Annotated in this window: 19 protein-coding genes and 1 pseudogene; 8 read left to right on the top strand and 12 right to left on the bottom strand. The window is 58.2% G+C overall.

The annotated features are described in order from the left end of the window. Positions 1-5: 5 nt before the first annotated feature. Together AWB74_RS36330 and AWB74_RS36335 are read right to left on the bottom strand one after the other, a co-directional pair. Positions 6-428, bottom strand: a complete 423-nt coding sequence (locus tag AWB74_RS36330) for an ABC transporter substrate-binding protein (RefSeq protein WP_061151451.1) — start codon at positions 426-428, stop codon at positions 6-8. A 143-nt stretch (positions 429-571) separates the two neighbouring features. Beyond that, positions 572-1,888, bottom strand: a complete 1,317-nt coding sequence (locus AWB74_RS36335) for a serine hydroxymethyltransferase (protein WP_061151452.1) — start codon at positions 1,886-1,888, stop codon at positions 572-574. A 201-nt stretch (positions 1,889-2,089) separates the two neighbouring features. Here AWB74_RS36335 and AWB74_RS36340 point away from each other — a divergent pair, with 201 nt between their 5' ends. Together AWB74_RS36340 and AWB74_RS48740 are read left to right on the top strand one after the other, a co-directional pair. Next, positions 2,090-2,992, top strand: a complete 903-nt coding sequence (locus AWB74_RS36340) for a LysR family transcriptional regulator (protein ID WP_061151480.1) — start codon at positions 2,090-2,092, stop codon at positions 2,990-2,992. 70 nt (positions 2,993-3,062) lie between these two features. Continuing rightward, positions 3,063-3,332: pseudogene (locus AWB74_RS48740) on the top strand (hypothetical protein); the annotation flags it as partial. Positions 3,333-4,146: 814 nt separating this feature from the next. Here the strand turns inward: AWB74_RS48740 and AWB74_RS36345 are convergent. The 3 genes from AWB74_RS36345 to AWB74_RS36355 all read right to left on the bottom strand — a co-directional run bounded on the left by AWB74_RS36345 (position 4,147) and on the right by AWB74_RS36355 (position 5,146). After that, positions 4,147-4,401: a hypothetical protein gene (locus AWB74_RS36345; protein WP_087039387.1), complete on the bottom strand. Its 255-nt coding sequence runs from the start codon at positions 4,399-4,401 to the stop codon at positions 4,147-4,149. Between the two features lie 4 nt (positions 4,402-4,405). After that, complete coding sequence (locus AWB74_RS47555; protein WP_235024807.1) at positions 4,406-4,642, bottom strand: hypothetical protein; 237 nt, start codon at positions 4,640-4,642, stop codon at positions 4,406-4,408. 180 nt (positions 4,643-4,822) lie between these two features. Further along, a complete protein-coding gene (locus AWB74_RS36355) occupies positions 4,823-5,146 on the bottom strand; it encodes a hypothetical protein (RefSeq protein WP_087039392.1) in 324 nt (107 codons plus the stop codon). 1,618 nt (positions 5,147-6,764) lie between these two features. Here AWB74_RS36355 and chrA point away from each other — a divergent pair. Beyond that, on the top strand, positions 6,765-8,126 hold the full coding sequence (gene chrA, locus AWB74_RS36365) for a chromate efflux transporter (RefSeq protein WP_061151481.1): 1,362 nt from the start codon (positions 6,765-6,767) through the stop codon (positions 8,124-8,126). A 48-nt stretch (positions 8,127-8,174) separates the two neighbouring features. Here the strand turns inward: chrA and AWB74_RS36370 are convergent, their stop codons facing one another. Further along, positions 8,175-8,393, bottom strand: coding sequence for an H-NS histone family protein (locus AWB74_RS36370; RefSeq protein WP_143749387.1), 219 nt, complete (start codon positions 8,391-8,393; stop codon positions 8,175-8,177). A gap of 866 nt (positions 8,394-9,259) precedes the next feature. Between AWB74_RS36370 and AWB74_RS36380 the strand changes: the two genes are divergently transcribed. Beyond that, complete coding sequence (locus tag AWB74_RS36380) at positions 9,260-9,823, top strand: hypothetical protein (RefSeq protein WP_235024808.1); 564 nt, start codon at positions 9,260-9,262, stop codon at positions 9,821-9,823. Positions 9,824-10,848: 1,025 nt separating this feature from the next. Continuing rightward, entirely contained in the window at positions 10,849-11,271 is a 423-nt protein-coding gene (locus tag AWB74_RS36385) for an HU family DNA-binding protein (protein ID WP_061151483.1), read from the top strand. A gap of 1,090 nt (positions 11,272-12,361) precedes the next feature. Here the strand turns inward: AWB74_RS36385 and AWB74_RS36395 are convergent. The 4 genes from AWB74_RS36395 to AWB74_RS36410 form a co-directional block, all read right to left on the bottom strand. Further along, complete coding sequence (locus AWB74_RS36395; RefSeq protein WP_235024809.1) at positions 12,362-13,552, bottom strand: MBL fold metallo-hydrolase; 1,191 nt, start codon at positions 13,550-13,552, stop codon at positions 12,362-12,364. Between the two features lie 149 nt (positions 13,553-13,701). After that, complete coding sequence (locus AWB74_RS36400) at positions 13,702-15,045, bottom strand: metal-dependent hydrolase family protein (RefSeq protein ID WP_061151457.1); 1,344 nt, start codon at positions 15,043-15,045, stop codon at positions 13,702-13,704. Between the two features lie 23 nt (positions 15,046-15,068). Beyond that, entirely contained in the window at positions 15,069-15,854 is a 786-nt protein-coding gene (locus AWB74_RS36405) for an alpha/beta fold hydrolase (RefSeq protein WP_061151458.1), read from the bottom strand. Next, positions 15,851-16,732 carry a fumarylacetoacetate hydrolase family protein gene (locus tag AWB74_RS36410; protein WP_061151459.1) on the bottom strand — a complete coding sequence of 294 codons (882 nt, stop codon included), beginning with the start codon at positions 16,730-16,732 and terminating at the stop codon, positions 15,851-15,853. Before AWB74_RS36410 ends, AWB74_RS36405 begins: the two co-directional genes overlap by 4 nt. Positions 16,733-16,879: 147 nt before the next feature. On the opposite strand from AWB74_RS36410, the gene AWB74_RS36415 reads away from it, so the two are divergent. Beyond that, on the top strand, positions 16,880-17,593 hold the full coding sequence (locus tag AWB74_RS36415; RefSeq protein ID WP_061151485.1) for a FadR/GntR family transcriptional regulator: 714 nt from the start codon (positions 16,880-16,882) through the stop codon (positions 17,591-17,593). A gap of 145 nt (positions 17,594-17,738) precedes the next feature. Here AWB74_RS36415 and AWB74_RS36420 read toward each other — a convergent pair whose 3' ends face one another. Together AWB74_RS36420 and ku are read right to left on the bottom strand one after the other, a co-directional pair. Next, complete coding sequence (locus tag AWB74_RS36420; protein ID WP_061151460.1) at positions 17,739-18,581, bottom strand: tetratricopeptide repeat protein; 843 nt, start codon at positions 18,579-18,581, stop codon at positions 17,739-17,741. After that, positions 18,578-19,495: a non-homologous end joining protein Ku gene (gene ku, locus AWB74_RS36425; RefSeq protein ID WP_061151461.1), complete on the bottom strand. Its 918-nt coding sequence runs from the start codon at positions 19,493-19,495 to the stop codon at positions 18,578-18,580. Before ku ends, AWB74_RS36420 begins: the two co-directional genes overlap by 4 nt. 197 nt (positions 19,496-19,692) lie before the next feature. On the opposite strand from ku, the gene AWB74_RS36430 reads away from it, so the two are divergent. Both AWB74_RS36430 and ligD read left to right on the top strand, forming a co-directional pair. Then, positions 19,693-19,872 (top strand): hypothetical protein, encoded by a 180-nt coding sequence (locus AWB74_RS36430; RefSeq protein ID WP_061132774.1) that lies wholly within the window; start codon positions 19,693-19,695, stop codon positions 19,870-19,872. Positions 19,873-19,954: 82 nt separating this feature from the next. Next, on the top strand, positions 19,955-22,465 hold the full coding sequence (gene ligD / locus AWB74_RS36435) for a DNA ligase D (protein WP_061151462.1): 2,511 nt from the start codon (positions 19,955-19,957) through the stop codon (positions 22,463-22,465). The last annotated feature ends 11 nt before the right edge of the window (positions 22,466-22,476 follow it).

Below are 22,476 nucleotides of genomic sequence, written 5' to 3' on the forward strand. Positions count from 1 at the left end.
TCGATTCAAGGCGCCTCTGCGCTGGGCTCACGCCCGCCCTTGACCGCGAAACCACCCACTCGGAATTCAAAAGAGGCGTAAATCTTCGATGCGGGAATCGTTGCACCAGAGTTATAGTGCCCTACCACGCCCTTTACTCCAGCGTCAACGAGCCGTTGTGCCACCTGAGTGGCTTGACGTGGGTCGCCGGCATCGTCTTCGACTTGGAGCTCAATCTTCACCTTCTTGCCGCCGATGACCGGTGGATTGGCGTTCAAATCGTCAATCGCCATTCGTGCGCCGCGCTCGACGTCTTTCCCAAGGTTTGCATTCTGGCCCGTCAACGGACCGGCGAATCCCAGCTTAACCACGTCTTCCGCATGCGCGACCGTGAAAGCGAACGAGAGGATTGCACCGAAGACTGCAGGAGTTGGCTTCGAGAGTTTCATGACGGCACTCCATCGAGGTGGTATATAGATTTGTTCAGAGTTCTTAATTCGGCATACGAAGTACATTCAATACAGATTTCATGCAGGACATGCCTACAGCGGCCGAGCGGTCTCCCATGCGACCCCGTATTTGACTACGTCCCTCAGCGCACGTAATGGAGAGTCGAAAACTGGCGGCGATACTCGGTGACCGCGGGGCCTATCTCTTCAGGTGACTTGCGACGGAGAAGCACATCCGCGATGAACGATGCAAGGCGCTGTATATGCCGGCTCTCCATGCCCCAGCGAACGAGTTCGGGTGTACCAATTCGAAGACCGTTCACGTCACCCTCAATCTCGGGCAACGGCAATCCAATGCCGCAAGCGAGGACGTTGGCGCGTCGGAGAAGCTTGGCCATTGCTTGCCCGCCGCCGAAATCGTGCGCCTCGACGGCAAACTGGTGCGACGTCGTCATTCCGCGGTCGCGAGCGTATACGGGCAAACCTTCTTTCGCGAGCGCTACAGCGAACGCCTTTGCCGTCTTGACCATTTCGGCCGCATACGGCCGTCCGTGCGCCTGCCAATCGAGCATCGTCATTGCGATAGAGGCTGACTTGCCCGCGTCGAAGTTTGCGGTCAATCCGGGGTAAGCGACTGCATCGAGCTTCTTGGCGATATCGGCGTCGTTCGTAACAATCAAACCTCCAGCCGCGCCGGCCAAGCTCTTGTAGGTGCTCATAGTCATCAGATGAGCTCCTTCTTGGAGCGGCTGCTGCCAGGCGAGCCCGGCAATAAGTCCGCACAGATGTGCCGCGTCGAACAGGAGCAACGCGCCGACTTCATCAGCAATCGCACGGGCCTCTCTAATCGGATGCGGGAATAGGTTGAGGCTCTGTCCCAGCGTGATAACCTTCGGCCGCAAACGCAAAGCGTCCGCTCGAAGTGCATCGAGGTCCACTGTGTAGCCGTTTGCGTCAAGCTTCATCAAGTGAGGCACTACGCCGTACATGCCGGCAGCGCCGTTCGTGTGATGGCTAAAATGGCCCCCAACCGTCGCGGGCGGCACGAACACCACATCGCCGGCCTTTGCCGCAACCATGTAGGCATACAAGTTCGCCAGAGCACCCGAGGCGACCCGAATCTCGGCGTATCGGGCGCCGAAAACTTGGGCGACCAGCTCCGCTGCGAGCACTTCAATCTTTTCAACGCCTTCCAGGCCCATTTCGTATTTGTCGCCCGGATATCCGAGCGAAGGCCGCGAACCCACGCCGCAAGCCAACAAGGCCTCGGCCTTCGGATTGATAGCATTCGTAGCCGGGTTGAGATTGAAACAATCACGCTCGTGGATGACGCGATTTTCCTCGACGAAGGCGTGAAGGTCGCGCTCATTTTGCTCTGGACTCTGGGACGCAAATCGCTGCACGAGGGATTGAATATAGTTTTCTGGGCCACGCGGAACCCAGGAACGAGCTTGCAGCATAGTGTTTTCCTTGTCTAATAAGCGGCGTCGGCGGCAACACGATTGCCGTGGCAGGCGTGATGCCCGCTTCCAATTTCGGAGCGACGGCCCGAACGCCATGAACCGATGCTAGGCAATCAATTTCCACACGTATACTTATCTTTTTTTAATGGATACATTAGCCACTCTGTCGAATCGCCCGACGCCTTATTCGGGGAAAACATGGATATCGGCCGTCTGAAAGCGCTGCTTGAACTCTCACGGTGCGGCACGATTGCGGCGGCCGCAGACGCGCTCGCAGTGACCCCTTCCGCCGTCTCACAGCAGATTGCGCAATTGGAGGAGGAAACGGATGTGAAATTGACCGAGCGGGTCGGACGGGGCGTACGGCTGACACCGGCCGGTCAAGCCCTAGTCGGATACGCAGAACGCGTTATGGTTGTACTTGATGAGGCTCGCTCGGCGCTTGCTGTCCTGAAACGTGAAATCGCCGGCGAATTGCGCGTCGCCGCGTTTCCGTCGGTCGCGTCCGCTGTTCTACCAAACACCGTCAAGGCTCTTCAGCAGGTCTTTCCTCGATTGCACATCATCCTCGAGGAACTCGAGCCGGTCGACGGACTCGCTGCTCTTCGGTCTTGGCGAGCAGACATCGCTCTAATAGATAACCTCTCGACAATGGTGAGCGCCAAACAGGAGAGCATCGAGACGGTGCCGTTAGCCGAGGACGTTCTGTCTGTCGCCCTCGCCAGCGACCATCCCCTCAGTAGGAAGTCTTCGTTGAGCGTCGCACATTTGAAGCACGAGACGTGGGCGATAGACTCGAAGTCGAGCGTGTTCAGCGAGTTCATCACAAACTTGTGCCGCAGAAGCGGTTTCGAACCACGCGTGAATGCACAGTGCCGGGGATTCGAAATGGTGGGTGCCATGGTCGCGTCGGGGTGTTCGGTTTCCGTTGTCCCAGGACTATGGCTTGTACGCCCACAAGCAGGCGTCGCGTGGGTAAAGCTTCGACCAGAAGTTCGTAGAAAAATCTATGTAGCGTTTCGTCGAGGTGAGCGAAACCATCCGGCCATCAACGTGTTCCTCGAGGAAGTCGTTCGCACAGCGGGACGCCTCGTGACATAGGGAACTTGCGGCCAAGCGGACCGCACCACTATCGGCATAGTGTTCGTTAAGGAAAGGCAAGCACGAGCACCACGCAGGTGGGCTCTGGGTCGCCCCGGCTCTAGGAACCAAGGGGTACGGCCGGCTTCTGGTCCAGCAAGTCGTCGACTGGGCAAAGGGTGGCCCGTCCGCAGTCATTCAACTCTCTTGCCATATCCGCCGCGGACCGCGTTCTAAGCGAAGAACGGCTTCCACTTCCCGAACAAGTTCAGAACACACGATTCGAACGGGCGCCAGATGGTCGAGCTGTGATGGTCGCGCGCGTAGGATGCCTAGCCGATGCAGCTGCTGTTTCCGTTGAGCCTTTCAGAGCAATCACGCTCGCGTCAGGAAGCAAGCCATTCCACAAAGCGTTGTTGGCGATGCGCCGGCTGTCGCGGGTCGCGCAAGTACCTTGCATGAAGCGGCACACGGTCACCCCGGCCGCGCTGCATTTTGCGATTGCAGGTCTTTGTGTCTGCTCATTTGATGCCCCGGGCTAATCTAGCGCGAACCGACCGCAACCTTCCTCTGCCTAGGCTCGCTCTATTGCGGAAGATTTGTCCGCTCAACCCATATCTCGCAATTCACAAGACTTGGTCACGGGTATTCGTGAAGGTCAGGCAACAAAGCGCAGCCACCCGTAAAAAGGCTCCTTTCTTGTTTTTTAAGGAAGTCTCTCGAACTTTGAGAAACTCTTTTTGAAAATATAGCGAGACGCCTTTATACGATGACAATCTTGATTGGCACCTACGGTTACAGCGTCGACGCGCTGCGATGTCTCCGAGTTCAGCGGCTGGAAGCACCACTTTCCCTGACCGCGAAGCTGCTGTTCGCTGTTGAACATCGGACTTACCAATTCGACGAATTGCGGAGAAGCAGACCGAGCGCTTCATGTTGCCGCGGAAGCAATAACGCTCCGTCCGGGTCTGCATCAACTTCGACCCCGTCGCGTCGGCAATCGAGCCGACAACCCACCGTGCACGGAAACCGAGAAGAGCACCTCCTGAGGAACGCACTAAGAAGCGCTCGCCGGTTGCGTTCTCTGCTGTCAGTCTTCGCCGGCGCGCCATTCGATGCTCACGTTTCAATCCAAATCAATTGCTGCCTGCAGTCCGCTTCTCCGAAGCCGTCGTTCAACGCGCATCTGTCGGCGGCAACTGCGCCTGCTGTTGTGCTAGCGCCTGAGCGTCAGCTTGCTTGCGCTTCTCTTTTGCGAGATGCCGTCCGACAACGCAGCCGCCGACAGCGCCGACCACGGCGTGATGCCCAGCATAGTGACCAGCGACATCGCCTACTAGAGCGCCTTTCAAACAACCTTCAGCACTCGCGGTGGCGGCGGATGCAAGCAAGGCGCTTCCTAGCGCGACCAGAATTATCATTTTCTTCATTGCTTCACTCGTTTTCTTTGAAGGCGGCGAACTCTGCCGCTGTGTCCGTGTATGTGCCGTCGCAACGCCGGGAATCAAGGGGCCGCCCGACGATGGATGCGAGTGCTGGCTTCGCTGCCCGATTTGTCTGCTTGCTTGGATTTTCACACTTGTTGAGCGCCCGGTCCGCTTCTTGGCTGATATGTCCGCCATTCTCGCTGGCCATTAGACGCTCCTCACGACGCTTGTCGGGCATCACCATGCAACCGCATCGCCTCGCTGCGCGACAGCCCTTTCGCAGACTTCCTGATGGATTCGGCCGTCTTGACCAGACAGCCGATGATTGACCTCGGCGCGCCGAGGATGCGATACATCCCAGCTACTTGCAGCTCCTGCGGTTCGAACGAAGGCAGTTGACACTGACCATGCCGACCAACGACAGTCAATCTTCGTCATCGCCGTGATGGCGACGTTCCCAGCCGCGATGTCTACCATTATCGTGTCGCCAGCGCCCTTGTCCGTATCCGTCGCCGTCCCCGTATCCGTAATATACCGGCGCTGGTGCGTAGACCGCTGGTGGAGGCGCCTGATAGACCATTGGCGGAGGCGCTTGATAGACCGCTGTGGGCTGCTCGACATACAAAGGTGCCGGTGTGCCGAGGTACAGTCCGACATCCACATGCGCAAAAGCTGCGCTCGAAGCGCACGCGCTGCCGACAATAACGGCTGTTAGAACCGTGCCGCGTTTGACGATGTTCGTGCTCATTGCGAACTCCAACTGGGTGTGTCCGCATTAACGCTGCTGCAACCGATTTGGTGCACCTCGATGGAGCGATTCTTTGTAAGTTTCTGTACCGCATCTCGCTAATCGCGTGCCGAGCCCTCGGATTGCGTCGGCGTCTCCGCGCTGTCGAGCGACGGAAACATGACTTGTCAGTGCATTGCGCGATAGCCTCGACCCACGAAACGGGCGCACCCGCTGGCGCTATACGCATCGTTGCTACGCTTCGCCGTACCGGGCACTCCCAGCGAAGGACCGCCTGGGCAGCGTGTTTCAGTAGGTTCGTAGGCCCGCTCCAGTGTCCCGTTACGTGCCGGCGGATTTTGGATGCTCCGGCGGTCGCCGGTATATTCAATGATGCGCGAACGTGCTCATGAAAGTCTGTTCTCGCGCCTGCGTCTTAGTCGTAGGTGCCGGTAGCGAACGTTGCGGCAACCCGTGCCGCGATGATGCTTGCGCTACTCGAGGCCCGGACGTCATCGGCTGACGTGCCAATGGCACACGTCCGAGGCCGGTACGTTGTGCAATACCTTCAGCCGCCGACTTTTCATCGGCCGCGGCTTGAAAGGCGAACGCTCGTGAACGCTGTGCGGGCACATCTGAAGCGTTGGCTATCTCCACGACGCCCGTGGCACGAAAGACGCGGGATACGTCAACGTCCGGCGTCGCCGACACACGACCGACTATTATCGAGTGCGGATGCGGATGCGGGCGCGTAGTGAGTTCGGATTTCAGCCAGGCAGCAAGACTCGCTCCCCCACCGACGCACAACAAGAACAGCGCAGCCACACGGCCTATTCCCGTGTCGAATCTGAACTTTTCAGCGAATCCCGCCAGATGATTTCGTGGCAACCGACGCTCTTCGCGCTGTGCGGTCTCCTTCCGTCGTCTTTCTAGCGTTACCATCGAACACCCCCTGACCATGCTCCGGTGTAGCATGAACCGGGCCCCGCCACGACGGCCAGCAAATCCAGCGACTCCGCGGAGGGCCAATGGGATTGAATCTCAACTACCACATGAAGCTCGAACAACAATAGGGAGTCGGCGGCCGCGATAGCGGCCTCGATACCGGCGACCATCGCACGCGCGATAGCGGGTCGAGAGGACGTGGCTCAGTTTTTCTCGCTCGTTTCAAAACCACGACGCGCGAGTAGACTATCGGAGTGTCACGTCAATGTCGGTTCGTTATGCCACGGACAGCATCACGATAGCCGAACACAAGTCATGAGTTTCGGAACGCATCGCCCAAGCATCAGCCGGAAGAGGACGTTCGCGGACAACAACGCTAGAAAGTCGGCCCGATTCATTAAGGAATTGGCACATAGCGTCGTCTTGCGATGCAAACCGGCTTAACCAGCTTCTTATAAGAGAGCATCCGCTGAAAAAGAGAGAAAGTCCTCTTACCGAAGATACGGCCCCGACCGATTAAGCTTTTTGAGAAAAGGCGCCGGTGAAAACTTCGTTAGCGGACGTCCGGATGAGCCTGTGAATCAGAAAGGCCGTCAAGCCGCACGAGGAATTTGGAAACGCGGTTCAATTCGATGTCATCGGCCATAAATTGCGGCAACAAGCTCGCGCGGGGGCACAAGTGGAACAAACTCAGATGGCGCAAGACAACGAAATCAGCCACGAGCGAAACCATGCTGTCGAGGCCGTGAGCTTCGCTCAGGCACTGTGGTATTGGCTCAAGCTCGGCTTTATGAGCTTCGGAGGGCCGGCGGGTCAGATTGCCATCATGCATCAGGACCTGGTTGAGCGAAAACGCTGGATTTCCGAGAAGCGATTCCTGCACGCATTGAACTATTGCATGGTGCTTCCTGGACCCGAAGCGCAGCAGCTCGCTACCTACATCGGTTGGCTAATGCATCGGACGTGGGGTGGTGTAATCGCAGGCGGCTTCTTTGTACTGCCGTCGCTTTTCATACTGATAGGGCTGTCGTGGGTCTACATGGCGTTCGGCAGTGTTCCCGCCGTCGCAGGCGTCCTTTACGGCATTAAGCCGGCGGTCACGGCCATTGTCGTCTTCGCGGCGTACAGAATTGGCTCTCGCGCGTTGAAGAACGTTTGGCTGTGGTCGATTGCAGCGGCGGCATTCCTGGCCATCTTCGTAGCCAATATCCCGTTCCCTGTCATCGTCCTGCTAGCCGGCATCATCGGGCACTTTGGAGGTAAATATGCTCCGGCCAGATTCGTGGTCGGAGGCGAACACAGGTCGGGCGACAAGGGGTTTGGTCCCGCACTCCTTGACGACGACACGCCCACCCCGCGGCATGCGCTCTTCACATGGAAGCGGTTCACGGTCGTGCTTGCGGTCTTCATGCTGATTTGGCTCGCGGCCATCGCGGTGCTTTCGCTTATGTACGGCTGGACCGGAACGCTTACGCAAATGGCTTGGTTCTTTACGAAAGCCGCTTTACTCACTTTCGGGGGCGCGTATGCAGTGTTGCCGTATGTGTACCAAGGCGCTGTCGATAACTACCACTGGCTTACCGGGTTGCAAATGATAGATGGCCTGGCGCTCGGTGAGACGACGCCTGGACCACTCATCATGGTCGTTTCCTTCGTCGGGTTCGTAGGTGGCTGGACCAAGGCTGTGTTCGGAGCGGACGCAATTCTCGCCTCGGCTGTCGCCGCATCCGTCGTCGTGACGTTCTTTACGTTCCTGCCGTCTTTCCTGTTCATACTGCTCGGCGGTCCCTTCATCGAAGCGACCCACGGCAATCTCAACTTTACTGCGCCGTTGACAGCCATCACTTCCGCGGTCGTCGGCGTCATCTTGAACCTCGCCGTATTTTTTGCGCTTCACGTGTTGTGGCCACATGGTATGCAAGGCGGCTTCGAATGGCTCTCGTTGCTAATCGGTGTGGTCGCCGGTATTGCGCTGTTCCGGTTCAAGGTGAGGGTGATACCGGTCGTGCTTGCTTCCGGTGTAGTCGGACTCGCACTTAAACTGTTTGTCTCCTGAGGTACTCGCATCTGCGTCAGCCACCAATGCCGCCTACGCGGCGACACGTCAGACGGCACCGTCAGTTCCTGTGTTCGGCACGTCAATGAACTCGCTGCGGTCCTCGCCGACAATCCAAGCGCGCGCGCCCGCGTCCGCTTCACATCGAGCCGGTAGCCGGGTCACGTATTTCGCAGGAGGCTCATCTGGCTGAGTGCCGGCTTTCCGACGCATCAGTTCGTCGAGTGTAATGCCGTACTCGCGCATCTTTTGCACGATTTCAATCATCTCTGGGCTGGTTTCGCTCTCTTTAGCTTTAGCAGCCGTCTATCTAAAGCTTCCGTCTGCGCGCGCAGTTGAACAATTTCGATGCTTTGATATGCCAGACACTGGGAAAAGTATCGCCGATTTCGCGTCGAGCGACTCCAGAGGATGGTCCCATACTGACGACTCGCGTCGTATCGAGTGTCCTCGCCGCCCTACTTGGCCGCGAGAAGATGCGTCTGACATCGTTCGTAAATCTCGCGAGTCATCGCAGACGAAAAGTCCAGCCGCAGATTGCTGTCAAAGATGGACGCCAGAGCGCTGCCGTTGAGCGTAAGACCTGTCTCGGCCTCAATAGCCTCCGCAATCGAAAGCGCACGACTCGCCAACATAACTCTGGTCAGGACATCTCCATCGCGTTGCATGGACTTCGCCCAGTAGACCGACGACTAGACCGTGCTCGCGACGGACATCCAACCCCCGGTGGCGAACTTCGTCGCGAGATGGGAGATGACAATGAAGGTCAGCATTTCGGCCTGCGCCCGCAAATCGGCCCGAGCGGATAGTGTCATCTCAAAATTGCCTGGCGTTGTCACGATGAGCTTCAATGTAGGATGCGGAACGCTGTCGTACTAAGAGGGGTTCTCGAATGCGGCTCCCAACTTTTTTTTGCACCGTTCGGGTTTGCTTCTCGGTCTCTTGCCACACCTACACATCCAAATTGCGTGATGATTTCGGCTGACTTGCCTCGCCGAGCGCCCCGAACCAATTCGTTGTATCGGCCGCCTCGGACCGACCACGCACGAAGCTTCCGAGCCGAACCCAGCTACTGTCGGCCATAGCAGCAGTTAACTTGGATGTGGTGGACGTGCGCCACCCGGGATTTTGCAATGAAATTGATATCATTGGATTATCGCCCCGTATTGCAATCAACGAAGGTGGACAGGCTGGAAATGGATATCTTTTACTATTGGCAGAAGTTCGAGCAGGACTTGAAGAACGGCCAGGTCGGCTACTTCGGCTCGAATACCGCGAAGATTTCTGAACTCAAGGAGCGGTTGCCGAAGCGCCTGTGGGTGTTCAAAACGCCGAAGGGCATGAAGGGCTCTGTCCAGCTGCTCGGCTCATTGCTAATCACCGACGAGCCGAAGGTTGCGGTGAACACCGAGTATCCGAACCTGATTTACTACGACCCGTTCTCACCTGAGTCGGTTCTGTTCGCTGACGTGAATGCGCCCGGACAAGTTGAGGGCGTGACCCGCCTTCTTCAGCACCGCCTCCTCCACGCATTCAAATCGAACTTTCAAGGCGACGTGGGATTGCAGGCGCTGGAATCAAATGTCGTGCGGGAACTGGAAGCAATGTCCGCCGATTGGGACAAGGTGCAGTTGCTCGAGCGAGTAAAAGACCGGAATAAGGTGCAGCCAATCAATCCTTTTGCGCGTTCACGCTGAGCACTATGTATGCTGACGGAACATAAAGGCTTGGGCCCGAACAACGAGACGATATGAACGCAAGCGTCGGATGAGCACACACGAAACACCTCGCACTTCGCGGTGCTCATGCAGTAGCGCAGCGGAAGGGAGTAGATGATGGCAAGAGCAGAGCTAACCGACATCCCGGCCGGCGAATTGGTCGAACTTCTTGATTACGTCGTCTGGAATCTGAATCACGGCGGGCGGGCAGACGTCTTAGCATGGCGGCAAGAGCTGTTAGCGCGAGGAGACGCAACAACGCCCGATGTATCGCGTGCTATCGCCGTTTGCGATGAATATCTGGCACCTGAAGGCTCCCCGGAGGCACGGGCTGCGAGCGCTAAGGCATGGCGCAACTTGTAACGCCCCGCGTCGCTCCAGGTATAAGTGCATCCGCTTTACTGCGGATGCACAACACACTCCACTCCGCGAGCTCAAGCAGTCCGCCTGCCTTCCCCTCGTCGCCCCGGCTGTTGCAGTTGCTCGACTTCCTCTCGTCGGACGCTGCAACGGACGTTGCGGTCGTCGCGCGAGAACTCGGACTTCGCGACGAGATGGTCGCACGGCTACGCTGTGCACTCGACCGAGTCACTTGCGCTCAGGAGATTGGCGGCAATAGTCGAAGACGTGCCCGGGAGCGAGAAACCTGGAGGCCTCGCAGGAGCGGGGCATCCGCTCGGTTGCCACGATTCGAATGTCGCTGGGCGCCGTCAAGAGCGGACAAAAGCGCGCGTCCGAAGCGCTCGCGAATTGCTCACGAATCGTTGGCCGCAGAACTACCCCGACGAGGCCGTCGGTTGGCTTATCTTCGAAAGCTGAGCACGCTTCCGTTGTAAGTTCGCCATAGCTCGCGAAAATGCCTTATTTCAAGGGGTCTTCTTATTGCTAAACCCCTGAACCGTTGCTAGGCTGGCCCACAGCTTACGACGACGCATGTGCCAGGCGACCGTGCTCTGGGGTGCTTCGTCTTAAGCATCTCTCAATCTACGATGAAGAGGATGCAAATGGCAACGAAGACCGCAAGACCTGCAGCCAAGAAGGCTGTGACCAAAGTGCCAGCGAAGAAAGCAGCAGCTCCGGCGAGGAAGGTAGCCGCCACCGGCACAACGTTCAAGCCGGTGAAGGACCAGTTCACCAAAGCGTCGCTCGTCACTCACGTTGCGACACAGGCGGGTCTTGAACCAAAGCAGGTGAAAGCAGTGCTTGCCGCTCTTGAAGACACGATTCTGGGTTCTGTCCACAAAAAAGGACTGGGCGAATTTACGCTGTCCGGCCTGCTGAAAATCAACGTTCAAAAGGTGGAAGCAAAGAAGCGGCGCTTCGGTAAGGACCCGTTCACGGGGCAGGACAGGTGGTTTGATGCCAAGCCGGCGACGGTGCGCCTGAAGGTTCGTGCTCTCAAAAAGCTGAAGGACGCAGCTGCCTAAACGCCCACTTTTCGAGTTGTCCGGAAGCCCGCTTCGTGCGGGCTTCTTCGCATTGGTTGCGACATCGAGTGGTTCCGCCACGAAACTCGTTCTGCGCGGACCTCGGCGCGAGCATGAAGAACTAATGTCGGAACCTGCGCACATACGTGGAGAGGCCGAGCTGTTAAGCGGATGTTCAACGGCTTCATCAGCGACAACGGCGACCATCTCCGCTATCCCAGCAGCATCATCTCGGATGCTAAAGCTTCCCGCCCCTTCGCCGGCCAGCCATCGTACGCGAAGATGTTATCCAGCGTATCCAAGAGGCAGCCCGAAAGGTTGGGTACATGCCAAACAGCACCGCCAAGGAAACACGCTTACCTAGCTAACTTTGCTGCTTACATATTTCGTTTTTTCATGCCGCTTGGTGAAGTAGAGCCCCGCCTTATCCTGAGCGAGGCCTTCAGACATGTTTCAAGGAATGACGAACCGACAAGTGCCCGCCGATTTTCCGAAAGTACCGGACCCAGGTTCTGTAACCGGGGTTCAACCAACACATCTGGTTCGCGAAGTCAACGGGCGCTATCAAAGCAGTGTCTCGGAGCAGCTGTGGGTATGCTATGACGCGTGTGAGGACCTTGCTTGTCAGCTATCCGCGTATGCATCGAGAAAAATGGCTAGCTCGAGCCCGTCGCCAGAGGTGGCGTTGACCCGGGCCGAGGAAGGAGTGAGATTGAAGGTCGACGCTGGCGAGTGGGACCTCTCGCAACGTGAGGTGACCTGGGTCATGGCGCGCACGCGGCAACTGCTGCTGGACGGGACCGGTCTCTGTCGGTAAAGCGACAAGGCGACGTAATATCCATCACAGATTCCTTCGTCACAAACCGGTCGTACTTCGCTTGCTGACGGAGCTTCAGTTCTCGCAACCCACCAGCTTTAACACGTGCGGACGAGAGATGAATATAGAACCTGACTTCATCAGAGGGCGAGGTATCGGTGCTCCCGTCAGTGCGAACCGGTCCTATTTTGTGTGTAAAAAAGAGGCGTGCCAGCGAGCTCACAACGGTCGCTGGCCGGTACAAAAATGAAAACAGGCGCCTGGATAAGGCAATCAGCCGCGTTTGCGGCCGACGCCGATTTGCATGAGGTCTTCGCCGATAATGAGTTGGCCGGAAAAGTTGCGCTGCGCCCGCATCAGGTTCGCGCGTGGGGCGTGGCCCGGCGCGATGTGAGAAAGCACCAACGTCTTCGCACCAGCGGCTTCGGCAACCTTGCCCACATCGTCGATGGATGTATGTGAGTTGAGCAGGTGCTGCTTGAACGCGGCCTCTTTGTCTCCCACTGGTGGTGGAAATAACGCGTCGACCCACGTGGTGTCGATGACTTCGTGCACGAGAACATCGGTATTACGCGCGAGCCTGACCAGGTTCTCGCATGGCGACGTATCGCCGGAGAACGTCACAGAGCCATCGTCTGTATCAAAGCGGAACGCGAACGCAGGCCAGATTGGAAAGTGATTAACCAGCGTAGCTGTGACACGGACACGTTCGTCCTCGTGGACCAGGAATGGCTCCATCTTGGGAACCGGCGTCTCGTTGGGGTTTCTGAAGCCATTGAGTGGGGGGATGGCGATGTCGTGGACCTGCATCAAGGTGCGCAAATCGGGGCGGTGAGCATCGCGCAGGCGGTCGTTGATGTCGAGCGCATATGCCTGGTACAGGTAGTTGGTCATATCGACCGTGCCTGGCGTCGGGTTCTCCGGGTTGACAATCGGAGGAGGGGCGGAAGTGGGCTGGCCTGGGAAGTTGAAAATGGGTTCCATCTGACCGCGTCGCCCGGGACCATAAATCTGGACTGGCTGCTTTACACCTGTCAGACCGTCATACCAACCGTACAGGAAGAGGTTGAAGTAATCGATTGTGTGGTCTGAGTGAAGGTGAGTGAGGAAGATGCCACGAAGGTTTTCCATTCCCGTCATGCCAGATACGGTATTGATGGGACCGAGTTCGGCTTGCTTGTAGCGCTTGCCGACACCGTCGCCACAGTCGACGACATAGACTGCGTCGCCCACAACCAGCGCAGAGGAGATGCCCTCACGGTCACAGTTTGGCCACCAGACCGGACCTCCTGCTGTGCCTAGAAGGACCAGGCGGGTATCGTGACTTTGCGCCTTAGCACGAGATGCGGCCATCGCCTGATTACGCTGCTCTGCTTCAGTTGCGCTTGCCGGCACTCCCATTAGCAGCGGCAGCCCGGCGCCGGCCATTTTCCATCCCGCGCCCAGAAACCCGCGCCGCGACATTCCTAGCTCAAGGGCCTTGCCAATGCAATCACACATCTCTGTCTGCCTCAGATGTTCGAACGGGCGCAGTCAAACCGCGAAAGCGCGGTGAGCTGGCTTCAATTTTGGGAACAAACAGCCGGGACTGAGGTGGATGTCCCGGCTGCACTTCAATGAGCTTCGGCGTGCATGGCCTTCTTGACGCCCTCATCCCTCATCGGCTCGTTGCCGCCGGTGACGTGGATAGCACCTTCCGGGGCCTTCATGTCATAGCAACTCTTGATGAGCTCGCCGTCCTTCATGACGAGGGAAATCTTCGTCGGGTCCTGCAGCACCTTGAGGTCTTCCAGCGGGTTGCCGTCAACGAGCACGATGTCTGCATAGTAGCCTTCGGCCAGTTTCCCGATGCTCTCCGGCTGCATCATCAGTTCGCCGCCGAGCTGCGTCGCTGAGAGGAGCGCTTCCTTCGGCGTCATGCCGATGTACTTGACGAAATACTCGAGGTCGCGGGCATTCGTACCATGCGGCATCCACGCGAAGCCATAATCGCCGCCAGGCAGAATCCTGATGCCTCGCTTATGCATCTTGGTAAGCGTTTCGGAGGCAACCTCCAGCTCACGCGCATAGCCCATCTTCGTCGCGACTTCCTGCGAGATGCCCCACTTCTCAGCGTGGTATAGCGTGCTGACAAGCCAGCCGATACCCGGAGCGACGAAGTGCTTATCCTTGTTCGCTTCCAGCATATCCAGCGCTTCTTCGTCCGCGAAGCTTGCGTGGAATACCAGCTCGAGGCCATGACGCACGCACTGCTTGACCGACTCACTCGAACGGGCATGCGCTGCCACGCGATTGCCGGCACGTTTTGCCTCCGACGCCAGCATCGCGATTTCTTCCTCGGAGAACGGAGAGGCTTCTGCGGGGATGCCTGCGATGTATTCGCCAGAAAGGTTGATTTTCAGATGGTCGACACCGTATTTAATGAACATGCGAGCTGCGCGGCGGACTTCTTCCGGGCCGCTCACCACCTCGCCGAAGTTCAGCTCACGGAACGGCAGATGGGGCAGCGTGTTGTCACCGAGGCCACCGAGGGTCGTAATTTCCTGGCTGCCAGCGAGGTAACGCGGCCCGGGGAATTCGCCCGCATTGATGGCGTTGCGCAACACGACATCGAGACGAGCCTTTGCTGCTGCCGCACCGAGCGCAGACGTGAAGCCCATTTCCAGATAGCGCTTGGCCACCCTGACGCACCACAGGATGTGCTCTTCCGGTGGCATGAACTGAATTGCCGACAGCGAAGGTTGGTCATTCCATGAGAAGTGTGTATGCGCTTCGGTCATGCCCGGCATGATGAAACGTCCGCGACCGTCGATGGTATGCGCGCCACCGGTATTCACGCTTTCGCCGTTCTTCGCTACCTTTGTAATCCGGTTATCTTCGACCAGAATTTCACCGATGTACGGGTCTGCGCCAGTGCCGTCAAAAATATTGACGTTGGTAAAAGCGATTCTGTTCATGTCTCCTCCAATAGGTGGAAAACTTACTGCATTGACTTATAGAATGCCTTGAGCTCGTCGGCGCATTCAGCGGGCTTTTCAAAGGTCGTCCAGTGGCCGCAACCAGAAAGGACGGTGACTTTGCTCCCCGCGATGCGCTCGCCGATTGCCTCGACAGCAGCCGGTTGACCGACACCGTCTTCATCGCCAGTGACCAGCAGCGTCGGCACCGAAATCTTTTCGACTTCGGCCGCTTGCGCGCCAGCCAACGCTTCGCAGCTCTGCGCATAGCCTTCCGGCGACTGACGCATCACGCTTTCGCGAACGAGCGCAATAGTGACCGGACGTTGTGCCTTGGTTTCAGCGCTCGTCGCGCCCTTCAGGATGGCTTCTGCGATTTCCTGGACACCCGCAATGCCCTTCTCACGCGAAAGCGCTGCTCGCGCCTGAATGCCAGGACGGCCCTGCTCCGGGGGTGCTAGCAAAGGTCCGAAAAGTGCAAGACTCTTCACGAGTTCCCGATGCTTGATGGCCAGGTGTTGTGCGACGATGGTGCCCATCGAGTGCGCGACAACGTGCGCCTTTGTGACGCCCAGTTCGCTCAGCACTCCGGCGAGCGTGTCTACGTAGAGGTCGATAGACAACCGTTCGGTTGGGAGCGCCGAGCGGGCGCTGCCAGGCAAATCGGGACGGACAACTTTGAAGCCCTCGAAGGCCGATAGTACGGGCGTCCAGTTGTTCGACGAACCGCCAAGACCGTGGATGCAAACGACAGCTTGTCCGTCGCCTTCGACTTCAACCGCAACATTCCTGATGACTTGAGTGGTCATTCGCCCACCTCGTTTTCCAGGACGCCGACGTTCTCGATTTCGATGCGAATGACATCGCCCTTCTGGAGGAATTTCGGCGGATTGAAGCCAATACCAACCCCAGCTGGCGTGCCGGTCGCAATCACGTCGCCGGGCTGCAGTTCAATGCCGGCCGACAGCGTTTCAATGAGCGTGGGGATGTCGAAAATCAGTTGCTTGGTGTTCGAGTTTTGACGCAGCTCGCCGTTGACCCAGCATTTCACGTCGATGTTCTGGCCGTCGACTTCGTCAGCGGTAACCAGATACGGACCCATCGGGCAGAAGCCGTCGAGCGATTTGCCGATGAACCATTGACGATGGAGCTTCTGCAGGTCGCGTGCGGTGAAATCATTGATGACCGTGTAGCCGAAGACGTAGTCCATCGCATCGGCCTTTTTAATGCCGCGACCCGCTTTGCCGATAACCACACCGAGTTCTGCTTCGTAGTCGAGCTGGCTGGTCACATCGACATGGCGCGGAATTTTCACTCCCGGACCAATCACCGTGCTAGCCGGTTTCGTGAAGACCACCGGTGCTTCCGGAGCGTGTTCGCCGTCTTTCGCGCTGCTGTCGAAACCCGAGTTCTGGAATTCAGCCGCGTGCTCGTGATAGTTCTTGCCCACGCAGAAGATATTGCGTCGCGGCTGGTCGATTGGGGCCAACACCGTTGCTTCGCTCAGCGGTCGTCCTTCGCCCCGTGGGCGCAGGTCACCCTTGAATTTTACGAAAAACTGGACCAATTGGACCATGTCTCCGTCGAATTCTGAGACCAATGCGGATACTGGCCAGAACACCGCTTTGTCAGTGTCGACGACGGCCACGAGCGCGGTGCCGTCTACCCGAAGATTTGCAAGTTTCATAAATGGCTCCCGAATAAGTCCAATTGGTTTGCGTAGGACGTACTGTAGAACCAAAATGGATGGGTAGCAAGTGCGGGTTAACCAATAACGCTACCAATTGGTACTTCTCATGGTATGATTCACGTTAACGGAAACGGGAGCATGAAGATGGGCGACATGGAAACAAAGAGCCCAATACGGGCAGTCGGTGCGAAGGCGCTGGCGGCGTATCTTCAGGAAGAGATTGCGTCGGGTCGCATGCCGGACGGGGTGAAGCTTCCGGCTGAACGCCAGTTGAGCGAGCAGTTCGGTGCGTCGCGTGGTGCGGTTAGGCGTGTATTGCAGGACTTGAAGGACCGTGGCTTGATTACGCAGGCTGTCGGCAGCGGAACCTTTGTCCGTCCCGGCGCGGCGAAAACATTGCCTGCGCCGGAAATCGTCATCGACGAACTTTCTGCGACGCAGACGAGCCCTGCTGAGTTGATGGAAGCGCGGCTGCTCATCGAGCCGCTGATGCCGAGACTGATTGCACGTAACGCCACGTCATCCGACTTCGCGCGCATGACGGAGTGCGTCGAGCGGTCGGAGGCGGCACAGACAGTGGAAGAATTCGAGCATTGGGACGGCGAACTGCATCGGACCTTCGCTCTGGCCACCCACAATTCTTTCTTCCTGAAAATACTGGAACTCACCAATCGCGTTCGCGAGCAAGGCGAATGGGGTCGACTAAAGCGCCACTCGCTCACTCCGGAGCGGCGTAAGGAATATGAAGCGCAGCATCGGGCGATTGTTGAAGCATTACGCGACCGCGATGCTGAAAAAGCGGGCGAAGTTCTGACGGGGCATTTACGGCAGATTCAGCACAACCTGTTTGGGCTTTGAGTTCTAGCGTGAAAGACCACGCCGTGAGCAAGCTCTCGACCGACCAATTGCGCCAGCGGAGCCATGTCACAACTGACAGACCTGCTCGACGGCCCTGTCAATGCAGGGAAGCTCCCTGTTCATTGGTTTCGGCGGTGCCAGTCCATCAGTTGCTCAGTCTTCGGTAGGCGTTGAGGTGCCTGATTAGCCCCCGTCGGTCACCGCGCTTTTCCAGCAACATCGCGAGATTGTGATGGGCATCGGCGTAGTCGGGGTTCAGGGTGAGGCACCGCTCGTAGCTCGCCCGAGCCTCTTCGAGGCGCCCCATCGTGTCGAGCGCCACCGCTCGATTGAAGTGCAGAATTGCGTCGTCCGGAAAGTGCCGTAGTGCTTCGTCAAATACCTCGAGCGCCTTGCCGCATTGATGCTCTTGCTCGCATAGCAGAGCGCCCAAATCGACGTACGCCGCGTAGAACGGTTCTGGCGCCAGTTCGATGGCGCGCCGATAGTGGCGCTCGGCGGCATCCGCGTCGGTCTTTACCAATTGTTCGGCCAGTTCGTAGCGCTCCTGGGCTTGAGCTGCCGCAACGCTCTTGCGCTCGGGTGATGCATCTAGCAGGACGACATCGCCTTTAACCTCCGCCACTTCAAAGTCCAGCAACATCTGTCCCGTGATTGCATCCCAGCGTGAGGGACCGGTCTTGACGACAATCGCGTCGCCCTCGGCGGCGACGCGAATCCCAGACAACGGGAGTTCATCCGGGAGCTCGCGCTTCAATCGCGCAAGCGCTTCTCGCAGTTTCCGTGGAGTTGTCTTCGCCGTCCGTAGTTGCAGCGCTGTGCGCAACAAGACGACGTCCTGGAACGTGAACCGCAGCGCGTTACGCGGTCCGCGGGTGGGCGTGACCAGCCCGAGGTCAATGAGCCCGTCAACAACGCGCCGCGAAACGCCAAGCATCGATTGAAGCTTGGCGAGCGAGACGTGATGCGATACGTCGCGCTCGCTCACTTGCGGGCACGCACCTTCGCTGGAGCCTCGGTGGCGACCTTCGGCGCTCGGGCGGCAGGCTTACGCGTCTTCGGAACCACTGGCTCTTCAACCGCCTTCAATGCGGGTTTGCGCTTTTCAGACGGTTTGGCTTTCTCGCCGCTCTTTGCCAGACTTGCACGCAACGCCTCCATCAGGTCGATGACCTCGCCAGTCGGCGCAGCTTCGCCGTCCGCAGGCGCAACAATCTGTTTGCCTTCAATTTTTTGGTCTATTGCTGCGAGAATGCGCTTCTTCTCTTCGTCCTCGTATGCGGATGCGTCGTAATTGTCTTCGGCGCCCTGTTCGATTATTTGTACGGCAAGCTTCAACTCGGCGTCAGAGACCGCCACGTACTCGATGTCCAGGTCCTTCAACGACCTGACTTCGTCTGCGAAGAGTAGCTGCTGAAACACCATGCCATCGTCAGTCGGGCGTATCTGGACAATTCGGGTCTTCCCTTTGTAGGACCATTTCGCCAGCGCGCATCGGCCAGTCTCAGCAAGCGCCCGCTGTAACAGGCTGTATGGCTTTCCGCCTCGCTTGTCCGGCGCAATAAAGTAAGCTTTGTCGTAGAACAAAGGGTCCACCGCCTTCTCCGGCACGAAGGAGACAATTTCGACAACGTGACTGGCGCCTTCTTCCAGTGCCTTCAGCTCCTCGCCGGTGAAGACGACATATCGGTCCTTCTCAAACTGGTAGCCCTTTTGCATCGAAGCTCGTTCGACGACCTTTCCCGTTGACTCGGAGACATACTGCTGCTTCACGCGCGAGCCATCCGGCGCCAGCATGTTGAACCGCACCTCCGACGAGCTTTCGGTCGCTGAGTAGAGTCGGACGGGAATGGAAACCAATCCGAAAGATAGAGAAAGCGACGCAATTGAGCGAGCTGCCATGGGCTTCTCCTAGCCGGCAGTTGGGATTTGCCGGATGAAAAGGACGCAATCGTCGCCCCCGGCCGCCGGGGCGCCGTGGACAGAATAGCACCGCCCGTGCCGAGACATCCGCTGCGCCCACAGCCGCACCGCTAGCGCCCCGACACAAATGTCGGCATATCGCTTGCTTTCCTAGTCGTGCAAGATACGGAGGGAACATGGCTACGAAGACGAGAGAGCAGAACCCGAACAACGAGAAGTCCGAGGACCTGATTGATGAATCGGTCGAGGAGACTTTTCCGGCAAGCGACCCGCCCGCCACCGGCGGCATTACCCGCATCGAGACAGACGACGACAAGGAGGCCGGCGACGGCTCCGAGCGTAACGATGCTGCGTGAGCGATGGCTCCCGAGCGTAAGTTCCGACGCTATCGCGAAAGGCGTGCGACCGGCTCGCACGTCGCCTTCCTGACCACCGAACATGGTTTCGCCTCATGACGCTAAGTCACCGCCGCTTTCACGCTATCGAAAAAAGCGCGACTTCAGTATCACTCCCGAGCCGTCCGCATCTAGCGCTCAGGCGGCTGGCGATGCAGGCAGCCTGAACTTTGTCATCCAGAAGCACTGGGCGAGCCGTCTGCACTACGACTTCCGACTCGAACTGGGCGGCGTACTGCTATCGTGGGCCGTTCCCAAAGGTCCTTGCTACGACCCCAGCAGAAAGCAGATGGCTGTGCACGTCGAAGACCATCCTATCGACTATGCCGGATTCGAAGGCACGATTCCGCCAAAGCAGTACGGCGCCGGTACGGTGATTGTGTGGGACCGCGGAACGTGGGAACCGGTAGGCGACGCGGTCAAGGGTATGCGGGCCGGCAAACTCGTGTTCCGCCTGCATGGCGAGAAGCTTGCCGGCTTATGGGAGTTAGTGCGCATCTCAAAGCCGGACGACAAACAAGACCAGTGGATGCTCTTCAAGAAGCGGGACGAATGGGCGCGCCCGCTCGATGAATACGACGTCATCAAAGCACTGCCTGACAGCGTCATCACCAATCCGCTCGGGCTCGTCGAAGAACGCGAGCCGAGAGCAGCGAGACGTTCACGGGCGACAGAGGAAGACGCTGACTTCTCCGCTGCGGAAGACGCACCGTCACCTGCGAAGCTTGAGCCGCAGCTCGCAACGCTTGCCAACACTCTTCCCACGACCGGCGATTGGGTGACTGAGACAAAGCTGGACGGCTATCGGCTGCTGGCTCGTATAGACGGAAAGCGAGTCAAGCTGTTCACTCGAAATGGTCACGACTGGACCGCGAAGTTTCCGACGCTCAAAGCGGAGATACAGAGGCTCGCTGTCGCGAGCGCCTGGCTCGACGGCGAGATTGTCGTGCTGAAAGACGGCATTCCCAGTTTCTCGGCTCTCCAGGATGCAATCGACGGAGCGACCAATGCCGACATCGTCTACTTTCTCTTTGACCTGATGTACCTGGAAGGACAAGACTTGAGAAAGGTGCCGCTGTGGACCAGGCGCGCCCGGTTAGCGTCTCTGCTCGAGGGCAGCGGCGAGCACCTTATCTTCAGCCAAGACTTCGACGCTCCGCCCGTCCAGGTTTTCGAGGCCGCAGCCGGGCTCGGTCTTGAGGGCCTTGTGCTGAAGCGCAGAGATGCGCCGTACCAATCGGGTCGCACCGAGACGTGGCTGAAAGCGAAAGCGCGGTTGCGCCAGGAGTTCGTCATTTGCGGCATGACCGGTCGCGGCGGCAACGCTGGCGAAGTTGGCAGCCTGCTGCTCGGCTATTACGCCGGAAAGAAGCTGCATGACGCCGGGAGCGTCGGGACGGGCTGGAATTCGAAGACTGCACAGGAACTATGGCAACAACTAGCACCGCTTCAAGTGGATGCAGCGCCGTTCGACACGCCCGTGAGAAAGCCGGGACGATGGTCAAGACGTGTGGCCGGAAGCGAGCTATGGGTGAAGCCGACCATGGTCGCCGAAGTTGAGTTCGCAGAATGGACCGCTGAAGGTGTTGTTCGACAGGCTTCGTTTCGAGGATTACGACTCGATAAGCCCGCAAGCAGCGTCGTCCGCGAGGGCGGCAAAACTGAACTTCCTACGCCACCTCTCGAGCTCAAAATCACGCATCCCGAGCGAGTGATTGACGCGTCATCGGGAGTCACGAAGGCGGACCTTGTCCGCTACTACGCGAGCGTCGCCGAGTGGATGCTGCCTCACTTGAAGGACCGCCCGGTTGCACTGGTCCGTGCGCCGGAGGGTGTGTCCGGCCAGCTCTTCTTTCAAAAGCATGCGGAGCGAACCGCGATGCCAGGCTTAGCGGCTCACGACCGCGAACTGTGGCCGGGTCACCCGCCGTTGTTGACCGTCGACACGGCGGACGCATTACTAGCCGCTGCACAGATGAACACCATCGAGTTCCACACGTGGAACTCCGTCGTCTCTCGCTTGGACAAACCAGACCGAGTCATCTTCGACCTCGACCCCGGTGAAGGCGTGAAGTGGCCACACGTGCAAGAAGCTGCTCAACTCGTTCGAGCGTTGCTTTCGGAACTGGACCTGGAGGCTTGGCTGAAGACGAGTGGCGGGAAGGGTCTGCATGTCGTCGTTCCACTTGCTCCCCGGCTGGGCTATGCGACAGTCAAATCTTTCTCTCAGTCATTCGTCCGACACCTTGCAAAGACAATTCCAGAACGCTTCTCTGCAGTATCCGGCCCGTCGAATAGAGTCGGGAAGGTTTATGTTGACTATCTGCGTAATGGGAAGGCACAGACCACTGCTGCAGCGTTCTCTGCTCGAGCTCGACCTGGGATTGGGGTATCGATGCCGGTCGCATGGGAACAGCTGCACGAACTAAGAAGCGGAGCCCAGTGGAACGTGCAGACCGCACGCGAATATCTGAGCTTTCAATCGAGCGACCCTTGGTCCGATTTCTGGACTTCCGGGCACTCGCTATCAGCGGCCATCAAGCGTCTGCCCTAAGCGACGCTGAA

Source organism: Caballeronia arvi (assembly GCF_001544695.2).
Taxonomy (GTDB): domain Bacteria; phylum Pseudomonadota; class Gammaproteobacteria; order Burkholderiales; family Burkholderiaceae; genus Caballeronia; species Caballeronia arvi.

Bases quoted from the DNA above. Each gene is read 5' to 3' on its own strand.
- AWB74_RS36330 (WP_061151451.1), bottom strand. From the start codon at position 428: ATGAAACTCTCGAAGCCAACTCCTGCAGTCTTCGGTGCAATCCTCTCG.
- AWB74_RS36335 (WP_061151452.1), bottom strand. From the start codon at position 1,888: ATGCTGCAAGCTCGTTCCTGGGTTCCGCGTGGCCCAGAAAACTATATT.
- AWB74_RS36340 (WP_061151480.1), top strand. From the start codon at position 2,090: ATGGATATCGGCCGTCTGAAAGCGCTGCTTGAACTCTCACGGTGCGGC.
- AWB74_RS36345 (WP_087039387.1), bottom strand. From the start codon at position 4,401: ATGAAGAAAATGATAATTCTGGTCGCGCTAGGAAGCGCCTTGCTTGCA.
- AWB74_RS47555 (WP_235024807.1), bottom strand. From the start codon at position 4,642: ATGGTGATGCCCGACAAGCGTCGTGAGGAGCGTCTAATGGCCAGCGAG.
- AWB74_RS36355 (WP_087039392.1), bottom strand. From the start codon at position 5,146: ATGAGCACGAACATCGTCAAACGCGGCACGGTTCTAACAGCCGTTATT.
- chrA (WP_061151481.1), top strand. From the start codon at position 6,765: ATGGCGCAAGACAACGAAATCAGCCACGAGCGAAACCATGCTGTCGAG.
- AWB74_RS36370 (WP_143749387.1), bottom strand. From the start codon at position 8,393: ATGATTGAAATCGTGCAAAAGATGCGCGAGTACGGCATTACACTCGAC.
- AWB74_RS36380 (WP_235024808.1), top strand. From the start codon at position 9,260: ATGAAATTGATATCATTGGATTATCGCCCCGTATTGCAATCAACGAAG.
- AWB74_RS36385 (WP_061151483.1), top strand. From the start codon at position 10,849: ATGGCAACGAAGACCGCAAGACCTGCAGCCAAGAAGGCTGTGACCAAA.
- AWB74_RS36395 (WP_235024809.1), bottom strand. From the start codon at position 13,552: ATGTCGCGGCGCGGGTTTCTGGGCGCGGGATGGAAAATGGCCGGCGCC.
- AWB74_RS36400 (WP_061151457.1), bottom strand. From the start codon at position 15,045: ATGAACAGAATCGCTTTTACCAACGTCAATATTTTTGACGGCACTGGC.
- AWB74_RS36405 (WP_061151458.1), bottom strand. From the start codon at position 15,854: ATGACCACTCAAGTCATCAGGAATGTTGCGGTTGAAGTCGAAGGCGAC.
- AWB74_RS36410 (WP_061151459.1), bottom strand. From the start codon at position 16,732: ATGAAACTTGCAAATCTTCGGGTAGACGGCACCGCGCTCGTGGCCGTC.
- AWB74_RS36415 (WP_061151485.1), top strand. From the start codon at position 16,880: ATGGGCGACATGGAAACAAAGAGCCCAATACGGGCAGTCGGTGCGAAG.
- ku (WP_061151461.1), bottom strand. From the start codon at position 19,495: ATGGCAGCTCGCTCAATTGCGTCGCTTTCTCTATCTTTCGGATTGGTT.
- AWB74_RS36430 (WP_061132774.1), top strand. From the start codon at position 19,693: ATGGCTACGAAGACGAGAGAGCAGAACCCGAACAACGAGAAGTCCGAG.
- ligD (WP_061151462.1), top strand. From the start codon at position 19,955: ATGGTTTCGCCTCATGACGCTAAGTCACCGCCGCTTTCACGCTATCGA.